Origin of the sequence: Staphylococcus sp. MZ3, from assembly GCF_018622755.1 — a bacterium.
GTDB lineage: Bacteria > Bacillota > Bacilli > Staphylococcales > Staphylococcaceae > Staphylococcus > Staphylococcus aureus.
Genome location: NZ_CP076026.1, coordinates 648,852 through 666,132 on the forward strand (window position 1 = coordinate 648,852; position 17,281 = coordinate 666,132).

The 17,281-nt window shown below is 30.4% G+C and carries 19 protein-coding genes and 1 pseudogene; 16 read left to right on the forward strand and 4 right to left on the reverse strand.

Translation table 11 applies throughout. The annotated features are described in order from the left end of the window. Nucleotides 1-211 precede the first annotated feature (211 nt). The 8 genes and pseudogenes from KI230_RS03005 to KI230_RS03040 all read left to right on the forward strand — a co-directional run bounded on the left by KI230_RS03005 (nt 212) and on the right by KI230_RS03040 (nt 7,242). A complete protein-coding gene (locus KI230_RS03005) occupies nt 212-847 on the forward strand; it encodes an endonuclease III domain-containing protein (RefSeq protein ID WP_000901749.1) in 636 nt (211 codons plus the stop codon). A gap of 481 nt (nt 848-1,328) precedes the next feature. Then, nucleotides 1,329-2,108, forward strand: a pseudogene (locus tag KI230_RS03010) (ABC transporter substrate-binding protein); the annotation flags it as partial. A gap of 148 nt (nt 2,109-2,256) precedes the next feature. Then, complete coding sequence (locus KI230_RS03015) at nt 2,257-3,207, forward strand: FecCD family ABC transporter permease (RefSeq protein ID WP_010922824.1); 951 nt, start codon at nt 2,257-2,259, stop codon at nt 3,205-3,207. A gap of 54 nt (nt 3,208-3,261) precedes the next feature. Further along, a complete protein-coding gene (locus KI230_RS03020; protein ID WP_000365354.1) occupies nt 3,262-3,981 on the forward strand; it encodes an HAD family hydrolase in 720 nt (239 codons plus the stop codon). Continuing rightward, on the forward strand, nt 3,965-4,765 hold the full coding sequence (locus KI230_RS03025; protein ID WP_000362967.1) for an alpha/beta fold hydrolase: 801 nt from the start codon (nt 3,965-3,967) through the stop codon (nt 4,763-4,765). The genes KI230_RS03020 and KI230_RS03025 overlap by 17 nt, the downstream gene beginning before the upstream one ends. 135 nt (nt 4,766-4,900) lie before the next feature. Beyond that, nucleotides 4,901-5,407, forward strand: a complete 507-nt coding sequence (locus KI230_RS03030; protein ID WP_000735558.1) for an SA0570 family protein — start codon at nt 4,901-4,903, stop codon at nt 5,405-5,407. Nucleotides 5,408-5,568: 161 nt separating this feature from the next. After that, nucleotides 5,569-6,285 (forward strand): hypothetical protein, encoded by a 717-nt coding sequence (locus tag KI230_RS03035; protein ID WP_001222133.1) that lies wholly within the window; start codon nt 5,569-5,571, stop codon nt 6,283-6,285. Nucleotides 6,286-6,453: 168 nt separating this feature from the next. Next, nucleotides 6,454-7,242 carry an alpha/beta fold hydrolase gene (locus KI230_RS03040; protein ID WP_001045421.1) on the forward strand — a complete coding sequence of 263 codons (789 nt, stop codon included), beginning with the start codon at nt 6,454-6,456 and terminating at the stop codon, nt 7,240-7,242. A 251-nt stretch (nt 7,243-7,493) separates the two neighbouring features. Here KI230_RS03040 and sarA read toward each other — a convergent pair whose 3' ends face one another. The 4 genes from sarA to sroA form a co-directional block, all read right to left on the reverse strand. After that, a complete protein-coding gene (gene sarA / locus KI230_RS03045) occupies nt 7,494-7,868 on the reverse strand; it encodes a global transcriptional regulator SarA (RefSeq protein WP_001018677.1) in 375 nt (124 codons plus the stop codon). Nucleotides 7,869-8,815: 947 nt separating this feature from the next. After that, nucleotides 8,816-9,745, reverse strand: coding sequence for a DMT family transporter (locus tag KI230_RS03050; RefSeq protein WP_001553862.1), 930 nt, complete (start codon nt 9,743-9,745; stop codon nt 8,816-8,818). 194 nt (nt 9,746-9,939) lie between these two features. Further along, on the reverse strand, nt 9,940-10,164 hold the full coding sequence (locus KI230_RS03055) for a DUF2922 domain-containing protein (RefSeq protein ID WP_000169042.1): 225 nt from the start codon (nt 10,162-10,164) through the stop codon (nt 9,940-9,942). 16 nt (nt 10,165-10,180) lie between these two features. Beyond that, nucleotides 10,181-10,384: a sigS mRNA-stabilizing protein SroA gene (sroA, locus tag KI230_RS03060; protein WP_000036088.1), complete on the reverse strand. Its 204-nt coding sequence runs from the start codon at nt 10,382-10,384 to the stop codon at nt 10,181-10,183. Nucleotides 10,385-10,542: 158 nt separating this feature from the next. On the opposite strand from sroA, the gene KI230_RS03065 reads away from it, so the two are divergent. From KI230_RS03065 to mnhG2, 8 genes are read left to right on the forward strand one after another with little or no spacing between them, the layout of a single operon-like run. Then, complete coding sequence (locus KI230_RS03065; RefSeq protein WP_001044915.1) at nt 10,543-11,103, forward strand: tyrosine-type recombinase/integrase; 561 nt, start codon at nt 10,543-10,545, stop codon at nt 11,101-11,103. An 18-nt stretch (nt 11,104-11,121) separates the two neighbouring features. Further along, on the forward strand, nt 11,122-13,524 hold the full coding sequence (mnhA2, locus tag KI230_RS03070) for a Na+/H+ antiporter Mnh2 subunit A (protein ID WP_045177991.1): 2,403 nt from the start codon (nt 11,122-11,124) through the stop codon (nt 13,522-13,524). Then, complete coding sequence (mnhB2, locus tag KI230_RS03075; RefSeq protein WP_000661906.1) at nt 13,511-13,936, forward strand: Na+/H+ antiporter Mnh2 subunit B; 426 nt, start codon at nt 13,511-13,513, stop codon at nt 13,934-13,936. Before mnhA2 ends, mnhB2 begins: the two co-directional genes overlap by 14 nt. Beyond that, entirely contained in the window at nt 13,933-14,277 is a 345-nt protein-coding gene (mnhC2, locus tag KI230_RS03080; protein WP_001048985.1) for a Na+/H+ antiporter Mnh2 subunit C, read from the forward strand. Before mnhB2 ends, mnhC2 begins: the two co-directional genes overlap by 4 nt. Beyond that, entirely contained in the window at nt 14,267-15,763 is a 1,497-nt protein-coding gene (mnhD2, locus tag KI230_RS03085) for a Na+/H+ antiporter Mnh2 subunit D (protein WP_000950548.1), read from the forward strand. The genes mnhC2 and mnhD2 overlap by 11 nt, the downstream gene beginning before the upstream one ends. Next, nucleotides 15,764-16,246, forward strand: coding sequence for a Na+/H+ antiporter Mnh2 subunit E (mnhE2, locus tag KI230_RS03090; RefSeq protein WP_001071971.1), 483 nt, complete (start codon nt 15,764-15,766; stop codon nt 16,244-16,246). It abuts the gene before it with no gap. Beyond that, nucleotides 16,243-16,545, forward strand: a complete 303-nt coding sequence (gene mnhF2, locus KI230_RS03095) for a Na+/H+ antiporter Mnh2 subunit F (protein WP_000616642.1) — start codon at nt 16,243-16,245, stop codon at nt 16,543-16,545. Before mnhE2 ends, mnhF2 begins: the two co-directional genes overlap by 4 nt. Further along, a complete protein-coding gene (mnhG2, locus tag KI230_RS03100) occupies nt 16,520-16,957 on the forward strand; it encodes a Na+/H+ antiporter Mnh2 subunit G (protein ID WP_000406617.1) in 438 nt (145 codons plus the stop codon). The genes mnhF2 and mnhG2 overlap by 26 nt, the downstream gene beginning before the upstream one ends. The last annotated feature ends 324 nt before the right edge of the window (nt 16,958-17,281 follow it).

The following is a 17,281-nucleotide window of genomic DNA, read 5'->3' on the forward strand; positions in this document are numbered from 1 at the left end:
TTTTAATTAGGTATGTGACATATTGGGGAATGCTTAGTATGTGAATAAGGTTAAGAGGGACGCAGTTGGATGCTACTGCACAACTGCATAAGAGAGCCTAAATCGCTAAAGCTCAAGGGGAGTAAAGGAATACAGTTGGCTTGCTTGCGCAGCAACTGCATAAGAGCCCCTAATTAATTTATTAATTAGGGGCTCTAAAAGGAGGGTGTAAATGTTAGGAACTGATGAATTGTATAAATTGTTATATAGGCATATGGGACCGCAAAATTGGTGGCCTGCTGATAATGACATTGAACTGATGTTAGGTGCAATTTTAGTTCAAAATACTAGATGGCGAAATGCAGAAATTGCATTGAATCAGATTAAAGAACATACGCATTTTAATCCCAATCATATATTAGAACTACCTATTGAAACGTTACAATCATTGATACATTCAAGTGGCTTTTATAAAAGTAAATCACTGACGATTAAAACATTATTAACATGGTTAGCACGACATCATTTCAATTATCAAGAGATTAATGAGCGATATAAAGGTGGATTAAGAAAAGAATTATTATCTTTGAAAGGTATTGGAAGTGAAACAGCAGATGTCTTACTTGTTTATATATTCGGACGTATTGAATTTATTCCAGATAGCTATACAAGAAAAATATATGATAAATTAGGATATGAAAACACTAAAAATTATGATCAATTAAAAAAAGTAGTCACATTACCAAATCATTTTACAAATCAAGATGCTAATGAATTTCATGCTCTGTTAGATGTATTTGGTAAACATTACTTTAGAGACAAAGATATAAAGAATTATGATTTTTTAGAACCTTACTTTAAAAAGTAAACGCTGTGAAGTTAGATAGATGAGTTTATATGAAATATAAAAAATAATTTACTATTTTCTTTTAGTATGTGGACTTATATAATAAATAGAAGCATATAAAGAAAAAAACAGTTGTTTGTTTGTGCAGCAACTGCATAAAAGCCTCTAATCACTAAAGGTGAAGAGGAACGCAGTTGGATGCTAAGGCACAACTGCATAAAAGCCTCTAATCACTAAAGGTGAAGAGGAACGCAGTTGGATGCTAAGGCACAACTGCATAAAAGCCTCTAATCGCTAAAGATGAAGAGGAACGCAGTTGGATGCTACCGCACAACTGCATAAATCCCTCTAATCGCTAAAGCGAAAAGTGGGATTAAAAAGGAGATGTGATAGTGTGAAGAAATCGTTAATTGCTTTTATTTTGATTTTTATGCTTGTCCTGAGTGGCTGTGGTATGAAAGATAATGATAAACAAGGTAGCGATGATAATGGCTCGTCTAAATCGCCGTACCATAGAATTGTTTCGTTAATGCCTAGTAATACTGAAATTTTATATGAATTAGGATTAGGTAAATACATAGTTGGTGTTTCAACGGTTGATGATTATCCAAAAGATGTGAAAGAGGGTAAGAAACAATTTGATGCTTTGAATCTAAATAAAGAGGAACTTTTAAAGGCAAAGCCAGATCTAATTCTTGCGCATGAGTCGCAAAAGGCAACTGCTAATAAAGTATTGTCATCATTAGAGAAACAAGGCATCAAAGTAGTGTATGTTAAAGATGCACAATCAATTGATGAAACATACAACACATTTAAGCAAATTGGGAAATTAACGCATCATGATAAGCAGGCTGAACAACTTGTTGAGGAAACTAAAGATAATATCGATAAAGTCATAGATTCAATTCCTGCTCATCATAAAAAATCAAAAGTATTTATTGAGGTTTCATCAAAGCCTGAAATATATACAGCAGGGAAGCATACATTTTTTAATGATATGTTAGAAAAATTAGAAGCCCAAAATGTTTATAGTGACATTAATGGTTGGAACCCTGTAACGAAGGAAAGTATTATTAAAAAGAACCCAGATATATTAATTTCGACGGAAGCTAAGACAAGATCAGATTATATGGATATCATCAAAAAAAGGGGTGGATTCAATAAAATTAATGCTGTCAAGAATACACGTATTGAAGTTGTAAATGGTGATGAAGTATCAAGACCAGGTCCACGTATTGATGAAGGATTAAAAGAATTAAGAGATGCAATTTATAGAAAATAAACCATTCTAATTATGCCCCTTATTGCTACATGTAAAAAAATACATGTTTGAGATAAGGGGTTTTTAAAATATATTTAGTGAATGATAGCAACGCGAGTATGTGATTGCTATAATGAATGTAATTATCGATGAAAGAAAAGAGAATGCTATGACATTTAATAAAGTATTATTGAGCTGGATAGTCATATTGATTATAACAACTAGCATATATCTATTTTGGCAGTTGGGGGATATCAATGATGTATTTAACCAGTCTATTTTAATCAATGTTAGATTACCGAGATTATTAGAAGCATTGTTGACAGGTATGATATTAACAGTTGCAGGTCTTATATTTCAAACAGTTTTAAATAATGCATTGGCAGATAGCTTTACATTAGGATTGGCAAGCGGTGCTACATTTGGTTCAGGATTAGCATTATTTTTAGGTTTAACAACGTTATGGATTCCTGTATTTTCAATAACATTTAGTTTGATAACATTAATAACTGTATTAGTCATTACGTCGGTATTGAGCCAAGGCTATCCAGTTAGAATCTTAATATTAAGTGGTTTAATGATTGGTGCATTATTCAATTCACTTCTATATTTTTTGATTTTATTAAAACCTCGCAAATTAAATACAATTGCCAATTATTTGTTTGGTGGCTTTGGTGATGCAGAATACTCAAATGTATCCATAATAGCAATCACATTTATCATTGCACTGTTTGGTATATTTATCATTCTTAATCAACTAAAGTTATTGCAATTAGGAGAACTAAAAAGTCAGTCACTAGGCTTAAATGTTCAATTGATTACATATATCGCGTTATGTATAGCTTCTATGATAACGGCGATAAATGTCGCATATGTTGGCATCATTGGATTCATTGGTATGGTGATACCACAACTCATTAGAAAATGGCAGTGGAAACAATCATTAGGAAGACAATTGGCTTTGAATATTGTAATTGGAGGACAAATAATGGTTATGGCAGATTTTATTGGTAGCCATATACTGTCACCAGTACAAATACCGGCAAGCATTATTATTGCATTAATTGGTATACCAGTGTTATTTTACATGCTAATATCTCAGTCGAAACGGTTACACTAGCACATGACATTTGCTAAAATAAAAATAACTATAAACATAAAGAGGGCATAAGCGATGGATTTGAATCAAATTAAAGCAGTTGTATTTGATTTAGAAGGTACGTTGTTGGACAGAGTTAAATCTCGAGAGAAATTTATCGAAGAGCAATATGAACGATTTCATGACTACTTAATTCATGTTCAACTGGCAGATTTTAAAAAAGCATTTATTGAGCTAGATGACGATGAAGATAATGATAAACCTGATTTATATAAAGAAATCATTAAACGTTTCCATGTAGATAGGTTAACTTGGAAAGACTTATTTAATGATTTTGAAATGCATTTTTATCGTTATGTATTTCCTTATTACGATACTTTGTATACACTAGAAAAGCTATCGCAAAAAGGCTTTCAAATTGGTGTTATCGCAAATGGTAAATCTAAGATTAAACAATTTCGATTACATTCACTTGGTTTGATGCATGTTATTAATTATTTATCAACATCAGAAACAGTTGGTTTTCGTAAACCACATCCTAAAATTTTTGAAGATATGATTGATCAACTAGGGGTATTACCTGAGCAAATTATGTATGTTGGCGATGATGCGTTAAATGATGTAGCTCCAGCACGAGCTATGGGCATGGTTAGTGTATGGTATAAACAAGAAGATGCTGAAATTGAACCACTCGAAGAAGAAGTTGATTTTACAATTACAACAGTGGAAGAATTATTAACCATTTTACCAATAAAAAATGATAATAAAGGAGAAAATTATGGATCTATTTACTAGAAAAGATGGAACATCGATACATTACAGTACATTAGGTGAAGGCTATCCTATCGTATTGATTCATACTGTACTTGATAATTATTCTGTGTTTAATAAATTAGCAGCAGAATTAGCAAAATCATTTCAAGTTGTGTTAATTGATTTACGTGGACATGGCTATTCTGATAAACCTCGTCACATTGAAATAAAAGATTTTTCTGATGACATTGTTGAATTACTTAAATATTTATATATTGAAGAAGTTGCATTTGTATGCCATGAAATGGGTGGAATCATTGGTGCGGATATTTCAGTACGTTATCCTGAATTTACATCATCACTTACGTTGGTAAATCCAACATCTATTGAAGGTGAATTACCGGAAGAACGTTTATTTAGAAAATATGCCCATATTATTCGAAACTGGGATCCTGAAAAACAAGATAAATTTTTAAATAAGCGTAAGTATTATCGTCCGAGAAAAATGAATCGATTCCTCAAACATGTCGTAGATACAAATGAAATATCAACTAAAGAAGAAATTCAAGCAGTTAAAGAGGTATTCAAAAACGCTGATATTTCTCAAACTTATAGAAATGTCGTAGTACCGACAAAAATTATTGCAGGAGAATTCGGTGAAAGAACAACAAGATTAGAAGCTAAAGAAGTAGCTGATTTAATCCAAAATGCGGACTTTGAAGTATATCAAGAATCAAGTGCATTCCCATTTGTTGAAGAGCAAGAAAGATTCGTCGAAGATACAGCTGCATTTATCAACAAACATCACGATGAAAAGCATGTTTAATTTTTAGTGATAAGTGAAATATAAAAGTAGTAATTATTATTTGTAATATAATTGTAATATGACTGTTGTTTTAGAAATGATTGTTGTATAATGGTTGTGAGCACAAGACGATATAAATAAAAGGAGAGAGTGCTTATGAAAAAGCTACTAACGGCAAGTATAATTGCATGTTCTGTTGTAATGGGAGTAGGCTTAGTGAATACTAGTGCCGAAGCAGCAAGTGGCAACTCTATTGATACTGTTAAACAATTAATTAAGGGTGATCAGTCATTAGAAAATGTGAAAATTGGCGAATCTATTAAAGATGTTTTAACTAAGTACAAAAATCCGATGTATTCTTACAATGAAGATGGAACTGAACATTATTACGAATTCCATACTAAAAAAGGTATGTTATTAGTAACTACTGATGGTAAGAAAAACAATGGTAAAGTAACTCATATTTCAATGATGTATAATGATGCTAATGGTCCAACATATCAAGCTGTTAAAAATTATGTTGGCAAAGCAGTAACACATACGGAATATAGCAAAGTTGCTGGTAATTTTGGATATATTGAAAAAGGCAAAACGACTTATCAATTTGCCTCAGCACCAAAAGATAAAAACATAAAATTATATCGTATTGATTTGGAAAAATAATAATTAAATTAATCGTGCTTAACCGACAAGTTAAATCGCAATACTTGTCGGTTATTTTATTACATGGCATAATACAGTGAATATTAATTTTTATGATTTGCGAAGGGGAAATTAAACCAATACAATAAATAAAGATGTTTCATTTTAAAGGAGTACTACCAATGCGTATTAACGATAAAATTTTACTAGAAAATATAGAAGATTACTTTAATCATAAAGGTTTATCACCGCATTTGATTGATGATATTAAAGAGAAAGTAATTACTGATATAAAAAATTCTGAAAAGAAAGATCAAGATTATATTGAATATAAAAGAAAATCTCCAGCACAAATCATATTAATGATTCAAAGGAATTTGTTTGCTTTACAAATGAATCCAGTTATTTTCTTTATTATAAACTTCATTCTCATATCCTATTTATATGATAAACAGTATGTTCAGTTTCAAGCTATTACTGGAATGAGTCTATTTTATTGTTTAGTGATTTTTCCAATGACTATTGTTGTATACCTAAGGGTGTCTCAAAAGAATTACTTGCGTAGTAATAAAATAGAAATGATTATGGGTACAATTATCGCTATCATATCCTTGTTATTAATTATATTACAAGCATTTAATATTACTTGGGGCGTTATACCAATTACAAATTTTGGACATCAATTTTTCTTTTTCATTGGTATTATTTTAGTAATTGCCGGCATATTTTATAAGCGACTTGAGTTTTCGGGAATCGGGTTATTATTTTGTCAAAAAACCGTCGATGCAATGATTCATAATCCACAATCAGCCCAGATTTTTTCATTAATTATATGGATATTATTAGTAGTTCTAGTTATATATTTCACAATTAGATTATCTTCACGTACAAGATTATAAATATGATAAAACTATTCACTTGATTAATTGTATTAATTGAGATGAATAGTTTTTTTATTGTTGGAATAACTTTTGGTAATTTATAAATAATTTAAAAAAATTGTTTATAAAATGGAAGCGTATATAGAATGAAGGTTGGGTATATAGTTTATTGAGGGAGGTGTCACAATGAATAAAGTCACAATTAATCCTCAAATCCAATTAACTTATCAAATTGAAGGTAAAGGGGATCCTATAATATTACTTCATGGATTGGATGGTAATTTAGCTGGATTTGAAGATTTGCAACATCAACTAGCATCATCATATAAAGTACTTACTTACGATTTAAGAGGTCATGGCAAGTCTTCTAAAAGTGAATCATACGATTTAAACGATCACGTTGAGGATTTAAAAATTCTAATGGAGAAGTTAAATATTCATGAGGCACATATTCTAGGACATGATTTAGGTGGGGTAGTTGCTAAGTTATTTACAGATAAATATGCTTATCGTGTAAAATCATTAACTACCATTGCATCGAAGAAAGATGACTTAATACACAGCTTTACTCAATTGTTAATACAATATCAAGATGATATAGCGGGTTTTAATAAGTCTGAAGCGTATATTCTTTTATTTTCTAAATTGTTTAGAAATCAAGAGAAGACGATGAAATGGTATCAAAAACAAAGAATATATAGCATTAAGTCTGAGGATGATAGTGCGGTGGCAATTCGTTCATTAATTTTGCATAAAGATGAACCTATGTATTTAAAAAAACGTACATGTGTACCTACTTTGTTAATTAATGGGGAACATGATCCTTTGATTAAAGATAAGAATCATTTTAAATTGGAAGCGCATTTTTTAAATGTTACGAAAAAAATCTTCGAACATTCAGGACATGCACCGCATATTGAAGAACCAGAAGCATTTATGAATTATTATTTAAAATTTTTAAAAAGCGTATCATAATATGTGATATATAAACCTAGGGCATAAAGTCCTTAGGCAATGTGAAAAAGCTGATTACTATTCATTATTTGATAGAAATCAGCTTTTTTTGAAATGTATTTGATATATACTGCTCGTTATGCGGCTATCTTCCTTATATTAAGTGCCATTAGTGCAAAACCTCTTAACAATTAGGTAAAAAGAGCATAAAAAAAAGGAAGTTTAATAGAATGTATCATCTATCAAACTTCACCAAATTGCGCTAAACAAAATTATAGTTCAATTTCGTTGTTTGCTTCAGTGATTCGTTTATTTACTCGACTCAATAATGATTCGATTTTTTTACGTTGTTGTGCATTAACAAGAATTAATACAGTTCTTTCATCATGCTCATTACGTTTTTTATCGAAGTAATCTTCTTGAGATAAAATTTTAACTGCTTTAACAACTTGTGGTTGTTTGTAGTTTAAATGATTAATAATATCTTTAAGATAGTATTCTTTCTCTTTGTTTTCGCTGATGTATGTCAATACAGCGAATTCTTCAAAGCTAATTGAAAATTCCTTTTTAATTAAACTTTTTAATTTGTCAGCATAAGTGACCATTGATAACAACTCAAAGCAATCATTGATTTTTGTAATTGCCATGTTTAAAACCTCCCTATTTGATGCATCTTGCTCGATACATTTGCCCGATAATATATTGATATCTAATCTTTATTTATTATAGATATGTTAGTCATAATTTTGCATTAAATAAGTTTTATTAAATATATTTAATGCTCTATTATTTAGTTAATTATAACTAATTAAAAATGAGAAGTAAACAAAAAAGTGTTTATAAAACAAATTATTCATTAGACACAGTGATTGTATTTCTGGGTTAGCATTTGGTTTAGTCAAAAATATCAGCATTTTTTATAATTTACCTTAATTTAATCGACAATACAAGGTAATTTATTTAATGAAACGATTTAGCGCAATTAAATGTTTCGATATTCAATGTGTGTCTAAAGAGATTCTTTGTTATAGCTTAACTCTTCCAAGTTAACTTCTTCTACTATTTATACCCATTTTTCAGAATTTTATCACTAAAAATGAAAAATTTTTATAATTTTTTTAATTTAGTAATTCTCAGTGCAGTTTTAATGATAAGAAAAACACATTAATTTAGTGATTAAAACCAATCTATAGCACGTTAAAGTGTCTATACGTTATTCCGATTGATAACGGGTAACAAATAATAGAAAGTACGATAATTGATCATGCATTAAAGCACTTTTATTTTTCAAACTCGACTCAATGAATTATAAAAAGTTGTGCATTTTGACTTATTTTTAATTAATTGAATAACCAACTATGAAATATTAGCACGAATAACATAATTTTTGCTATTAATTTGGTGTAAATTATTAAAAAATAACATTAATTTAGGTCTTAAGAATGAGTTGACTATCGAATTTGCTAAATTAAAATTTGTTGTGTCAAAGCATACTACCCAAATCAACGCTTTTCTAAAGATTTTTAGACCACAAAAAAATAGCTTATCACTTTTAAAAATAATTACAAGTTAAAATGATAAGCTAAAAGTTAATTTAAAATAATCTTAAAAGTATAATGCCTGTCAAAATACATAATAGACCAATAGTTTTTCTGGATGTCATTGCTATTTTAGGTGAACCAAATAATCCAAAGTGATCTATCAATATGCCCATTAGAATCTGGCCAAACATCCCAATAAGTGTTGTTAATGCTGCACCCATATGAGGCATTAAGATAATGTTAGCTGTTACAAAAGCCATGCCAAGTATACCGCCAGTAAAATAGATAGGCTTTAATTTACCGAATTTTAAATGACTTGTTTTTAGTTTTAAAGAACGATTAAAAATAGCGGTTAAAATCAATAGCGCTATTGACCCAATTGTAAATGATACTAATGATGCAAAGGCTGGTGAATGAGTATGACTAGCTAAAGCACTATTAATTGTCGTTTGAATAGGTGGAAAGAAACCAAAAATAAATCCTAATAGAAGCCAAAACAGTAAATACTTTTGATCAGTTAGTAATAAATTATTCTTGTTAAATTGATTCATTATGACGATGCCGACAATGAGTAACAATACTCCAATTGCTTTAATTAAATTAAAATCATGAATTGTAGCGCCAAATAATCCAAATGTATCAATAATGACACCCATAATAATTTGACCCGCAACTGTTGCAATTACAGTTAATGTTGCACCTAATTTTGGCAATAACAATAAATTGCCAGTTAAAAAGCTAACCCCAAGCAAACCACCGACTACCCATGTGTAGTTAAATGATTGATTATTGTAAAAGTGAATAGTAAATACTTCTGGATTGATAATGATATTTAAAATAATTAAACAAATTGTTCCAACTGAAAATGAAATGAATGAAGTATAGAAAGGCGATTTAGTATACAGTGATAGTCTTGAATTGACAGATGTTTGGATAGGAATAAGCATTCCAACTAGGACACCAATGATATAGAAAAGAAGCATATGAATAAAGTCTCACTTTCCAAAGTTAATAATAAAATCATATATTTACATTATCATTATAGAGAAAATATACAACTCATTTACAATAATGTTGAAAAAAACAGGACATTATTACAACAAAATCACCCTAGACAATCATGATGAAAGTCTAGGGTGTTAGTATTTATACTAAATTAATTGCGCTTTCTTTATATCTATTTCTTATCTTCAAATAAAACAGTTGTTGTTTTATCAATAATTTGAGCAGAATGTACTTTGGTGATAGTACCACTATTTGACTTTATAATATTTAAATCTACTAATGCATTCATACTATCACGTGCAACTTGCTCGGTCACTACGTTGTTTAATTGTGGTAATTGCAGTTTTACAGGCTTGTCTAGTGAAGATTTAAAACTTAATTCAAGTGTTTTAGTCATGAATATGTCCTCCTGATTAAATTGATAAAGATTTGATGAGTTCGATATTGCTATATGTTTCTCCAGTAAGTCGCTCAATAAGTTTGCTGAATGTTTTAATTTGGTCGTTTGATGCATCAGGGTTAATGTTAGCGAATCGACGCTTAAATTCTGTTTGTTTGCCGTTAGCGTCTACTTTAGTAAATGATAATACAATAGTGATGTGGTTTATTTTACTCATATTTTAAAACCTCCTTTCACACTATATATCGAAACAAAATAATAAAATGGCTAATTTTATTTTCTATGTTTAAAATCTATAAAAAAGGCAATAGATATATGTAACTAAAATATAATATAGCTATGATTAAGACACTTAAAGCAAGGGGAGGTTGAGTAATGAATAAAGTAGAAGCGATTAAATTTAATGATGATATTGTTAAAATGTATGAAGCGCTCAAGATAAAATCTGAACGTGACTATTTATTCTTTAAGTTAGCTATACATAGTGGATTGAAAGTATCAGAATTATTAACAATTACAGTCTCTCAAGTTAAGAGACTAATTGAAAAGTGTACGTTATCAGAAATGTGTAAAGCACATTTTCATTCGTTGATTAAAATTAGGTTACCAGAAACATTATCGAAAGAACTACTTCAATATATAGAGGACAGGAGTCTTTCGAATGAAGACGTTCTTTTTCAATCACTACGAACAAATCAAGTATTATCTAGACAGCAAGCATATCGAATAATTCACCAAGCATCAATTGAAGCTGGTATAGATAATGTAGGACTAACGACATTGCGTAAGACATTTGCATATCATGCTTATCAAAAAGGTATACCTATACCAGTCATTCAAAAGTATTTAGGGCATCAATCTGCTATTGAAACACTAAATTTTATCGGTTTAGAAAATGAGTGTGAACATAGTATTTATATTTCATTACAATTATAGAAACAAAGGAGGCTAATAATGAGTTTGGTTTATTTATTAATTGCTATACTTGTGATTATGGCAATGATACTTCTAATGTCTAAACGTAGAGCATTGGCTAAATATGCCGGGTACATAGCGTTGGTTGCACCTGTAATTTCATCTATCTATTTTTTGATTCAAATACCATCAGTAGCTAAACTGCAATATCTTTCTACCTCTATTCCATGGATTAAGACATTAGATATTAATTTAGATTTACGTTTAGATGGTTTAAGTTTAATGTTTTCTCTTATTATTTCACTTATTGGAATTGCAGTATTCTTCTATGCAACTCAATATTTATCCTCTCGAAAAGACAATTTACCAAGGTTTTATTTTTATTTAACGTTATTTATGTTCAGTATGATTGGTATTGTATTATCAGACAATACGATATTGATGTACATTTTTTGGGAATTAACGAGTGTATCATCATTTTTATTGATTTCATATTGGTATAACAATGGTGACAGTCAATTTGGTGCGATTCAATCATTTATGATTACAGTATTTGGTGGATTGGCGTTATTAGTTGGTTTTATTATGCTGTATATCATGACAGGAACGAATAATATCACTGACATATTAGGACAAGCAGATCATATTAAGAATCATGGATTGTTTATCCCTATGATTTTTATGTTTTTATTAGGTGCATTTACAAAATCAGCACAATTTCCATTTCATATTTGGCTACCTAGAGCAATGGCTGCACCTACACCTGTAAGTGCTTATTTACATTCAGCCACGATGGTAAAAGCTGGTATCTTTTTATTACTTCGATTTACACCATTATTAGGTCTTAGCAATATGTACATATATATCGTCACGTTTGTTGGTTTAATAACAATGTTATTTGGTTCAATCACAGCTTTAAAACAATGGGATTTAAAAGGAATCCTAGCATATTCAACAATCAGTCAACTAGGAATGATTATGGCAATAGTCGGTATCGGTGGTGGATATGCTCAACACCAACAAGACGCAATAGCATCTGTTTATGTATTTGTATTATTTGGTGCGCTATTTCATCTAATGAATCATGCCATCTTTAAATGTGCGCTTTTCATGGGAGTAGGTATTTTAGATCATGAAGCAGGTTCAAGGGATATACGAATTTTAAGTGGAATGCGTCAACTATTTCCTAAAATGAATCTAGTCATGACGATAGCGGCTCTATCTATGGCTGGAGTACCATTTTTAAATGGATTTTTAAGTAAAGAAATGTTTTTAGATGCATTAACACAAACTGGACAATTATCCCAATTTAGTTTGATTTCAATGATAGCTATCGTGTTTGTTGGTGTTATTGCGAGTGTTTTTACATTCACATATGCACTATACATGGTAAAAGAAGTATTTTGGACAAAATATGATTCTAAGGTTTTTACTAAAAAAAATATCCACGAACCATGGTTGTTTAGTTTACCATCTCTTATATTAATGGTGCTAGTACCTGTAATCTTTTTTGTACCAAATATATTTGGGAAGGGGATTATCGTTCCAGCATTAAGAGCTGTATCAGGTGGTAATCATCAAATTGATCAATTGGCACCACATGTTTCGCAATGGCATGGATTTAACATACCGCTTCTTTTAACCATCATCATTATTTTATTGGGTAGTGTACTAGCAATCAAAGTAGATTGGAAAAAAGTGTTCACAGGTAAAATTAGACAGATTTCAGTTTCAAAAAGCTATGAGATGGTATATCGACATTTTGAAAAGTTTGCTACGAAGCGATTTAAACGTGTTATGCAAGATCGTTTAAACCAATACATTATTATGACCTTAGGCATATTTATGATTATTATTGGATATGGTTATATTCGAATTGGGCTTCCTAAAGTACATCAGTTACATGTTTCTGAATTTGGGGCATTAGAAATTATATTAGCAATCGTAACTGTCACAATTGGTATTTCATTAATTTTTATACGTCAACGACTGACAATGGTCATTTTAAATGGAGTCATCGGATTTGTTGTGACCTTATTCTTTATAGCAATGAAAGCCCCTGATTTAGCATTGACTCAGCTAGTAGTTGAAACAATAACGACGATACTATTTATTGTCAGTTTTTCAAGATTACCAAACGTGCCAAGATCTAACGCTAACAAAAAAAGAGAAATAATTAAAATTTCTGTATCACTCTTGATGGCACTTATTGTTGTATCATTAATTTTTATTACACAACAAACAGATGGTTTATCATCAATATCAGACTTTTATTTAAAAGCTGACAAACTAACAGGTGGTAAAAATATTGTAAATGCGATACTTGGTGACTTTAGAGCATTAGATACATTATTTGAAGGATTAGTGTTAATTATTACTGGGCTAGGTATTTACACATTATTAAATTATCAAGATCGGAGGGGACAAGATGAAAGAGAATGATGTCGTGTTAAGAACGGTCACGAAACTTGTTGTATTTATTTTATTGACTTTCGGATTCTATGTCTTCTTCGCAGGTCATAATAATCCTGGTGGTGGGTTTATTGGTGGTTTAATATTTAGTTCAGCGTTTATTTTAATGTTTCTGGCTTTTAATGTTGAAGAGGTTTTAGAAAGTTTACCGATTGATTTTAGAATTTTAATGATTATTGGAGCATTGGTATCATCTATTACTGCGATAATACCTATGTTTTTTGGAAAACCATTTTTGTCTCAATATGAAACAACTTGGATACTTCCAATTTTAGGACAAATTCATGTAAGTACAATAACACTTTTTGAATTAGGTATTTTATTCTCAGTTGTTGGTGTTATTGTCACAGTGATGTTGTCGCTTAGCGGAGGTCGATCATGAATTTAATATTATTACTAGTTATAGGATTTTTAGTGTTTATAGGAACATATATGATTTTATCAATCAATTTAATTCGTATTGTAATCGGAATTTCAATATATACTCATGCTGGTAATCTCATTATTATGAGTATGGGAACGTATGGTTCTAGTAGATCAGAACCACTAATAACTGGTGGAAACCAATTGTTTGTTGATCCCTTGTTACAAGCTATTGTACTAACTGCAATAGTTATAGGGTTTGGGATGACTGCGTTTTTACTTGTACTTGTTTATAGAACTTATAAAGTAACAAAAGAAGATGAAATTGAAGGCCTAAGGGGGGAAGATGATGCTAAGTAACTTATTGATTTTACCAATGTTATTACCATTCCTTTGTGCCTTAATCCTTGTATTTTTAAAAAATAATGATCGTATTTCTAAATATTTATACTTAGGTACAATGACTATCACCACAATTATTTCATTAATGCTATTAATTTATGTTCAGCGTCACCGTCCAATTACGCTAGACTTTGGAGGATGGTCAGCGCCCTTTGGTATACAGTTTTTAGGAGATTCTTTAAGTTTAATTATGGTTACAACCGCTTCATTTGTGATTACTTTAATTATGGCATACGGATTTGGGCGTGGCGAACATAAAGCAAATCGTTATCACTTGCCATCGTTCATATTATTTTTAAGTGTTGGCGTGATAGGCTCTTTTCTAACATCAGATTTATTTAATTTATACGTCATGTTTGAAATTATGTTACTAGCGTCATTTGTACTCATTACACTTGGACAATCTGTAGAACAATTACGTGCTGCAATTATTTATGTTGTCTTGAATATTATTGGTTCATGGCTATTCTTATTAGGTATAGGTTTACTTTATAAAACAGTAGGTACATTAAACTTTTCACATATTGCAATGCGTTTGAATGACATGGGAGATAATCGCACTGTTACAATGATTTCATTAATCTTCTTAGTCGCATTTAGTGCGAAAGCAGCGCTGGTCCTTTTTATGTGGCTACCCAAAGCCTACGCTGTGTTAAATACTGAGCTTGCAGCATTATTTGCAGCGTTAATGACCAAAGTAGGGGCCTATGCATTAATTCGATTCTTCACTTTACTATTTGATCAACATAATGATCTCATACATCCATTGCTAGCAACTATGGCTGCTATAACTATGGTCATCGGCGCTATAGGTGTCATTGCTTATAAAGATATTAAAAAGATTGCAGCTTACCAAGTCATAATCTCAATAGGATTTATCATTTTAGGTTTAGGAACAAACACGTTTGCAGGTATTAATGGTGCAATATTTTATTTGGTAAATGACATTGTTGTAAAAACATTGCTATTTTTTATTATTGGTAGTTTAGTTTACATTACAGGCTATCGACAATATCAATATTTGAATGGCTTAGCTAAAAAAGAACCTTTATTTGGAGTTGCGTTTATTATAATGATTTTTGCTATTGGCGGCGTGCCTCCATTTAGTGGCTTTCCGGGGAAAGTACTTATTTTCCAAGGTGCATTGCAAAATGGCAATTATATTGGACTAGCGTTAATGATTATTACTAGTCTAATTGCAATGTACAGTTTATTTAGGATACTTTTTTATATGTATTTTGGAGATAAAGATGGGGAGGAAGTTAATTTTAAGAAAATCCCGCTATATCGAAAAAGAATTTTAAGTATTTTAGTAGTTGTGGTTATCGCAATCGGAATTGCTGCACCTGTTGTGTTAAATGTTACAAGTGATGCAACTGAGTTGAACACGAGTGATCAATTATATCAAAAACTTGTAAATCCGCATTTGAAAGGAGAGGACTAAATGAATCAAATAGTTTTAAATATTATCATTGCATTCTTATGGGTATTATTTCAAGATGAAGATCATTTTAAATTCTCGACTTTCTTTTCTGGATATCTAATTGGTTTAATTGTCATTTATATATTACACAGGTTTTTCAGCGATGATTTTTATGTTAGAAAAATTTGGGTAGCTATTAAATTTTTAGGTGTTTATTTATATCAATTAATAACATCTAGCATTAGCACTATTAATTATATTCTTTTTAAAACAAAAGATATGAACCCTGGATTACTTTCATATGAAACAAGACTAACAAGTGATTGGGCAATAACATTTTTAACAATTTTAATTATTATAACTCCAGGGTCTACAGTAATACGAATTTCTCAAGACTCTAAAAAGTTTTTTATTCATAGTATCGACGTGTCAGAAAAAGAAAAAGATAGTTTGTTAAGAAGTATTAAGCATTATGAAGACTTAATATTGGAGGTGTCGCGATGATACAAACAATAACACATATTATGATTATTAGTTCACTCATTATTTTTGGAATTGCATTAATCATCTGTTTATTTAGATTAATCAAGGGACCTACAACAGCAGATCGTGTCGTTACATTTGATACAACAAGTGCTGTCGTAATGTCAATTGTGGGTGTGTTAAGTGTACTTATGGGCACCGTTTCTTTCTTAGATTCAATCATGCTCATTGCCATTATATCTTTTGTAAGTTCTGTTTCAATATCACGCTTTATTGGTGGGGGGCATGTGTTTAATGGAAATAACAAAAGAAATCTTTAGTCTTATTGCTGCTGTGATGTTGTTGTTAGGTAGTTTTATTGCTCTTATTAGTGCAATAGGTATCGTGAAATTCCAAGATGTTTTCTTAAGAAGTCACGCTGCGACAAAAAGTTCAACTTTATCCGTGTTATTAACTTTAATCGGTGTATTAATTTATTTTATTGTGAATACAGGATTTTTCAGTGTGCGTTTATTACTGTCACTTGTTTTTATTAATTTAACTTCACCAGTCGGCATGCACTTAGTCGCTCGCGCTGCTTATCGCAACGGCGCTTATATGTATCGAAAAAATGATGTTCACACACATGCATCAATATTATTAAGTTCAAATGAACAAAACTCTACAGAAGCATTACAATTACGTGCTAAAAAACGAGAAGAGCATCGTAAGAAATGGTATCAAAACGATTGAAGTATTGGCTAAATTGTTAAGCATAACAATGCTTTTGAAGATTTGTTTTCAAAATTAATCATTAAAAGAGTACTTTGAAATTGGTTAGTCGATTTTAAGGTGCTCATTTTTTGTATTATAAGTTAATGTTGTTATGTGAAAGCAAGTTGTTTATTTATACAAACAATTAGTGATAAAATAAAATTAAATAATTGCAAATTTAAGTACTGCAATCGTAGACATATATCTATATTAAAGTGCTTTTGTGGTCGCTAACTCAATTTATCCTCTAAAGTATAATTACAACGAGATGTGATACTTAATTTTCAATTAAACAATACTTTT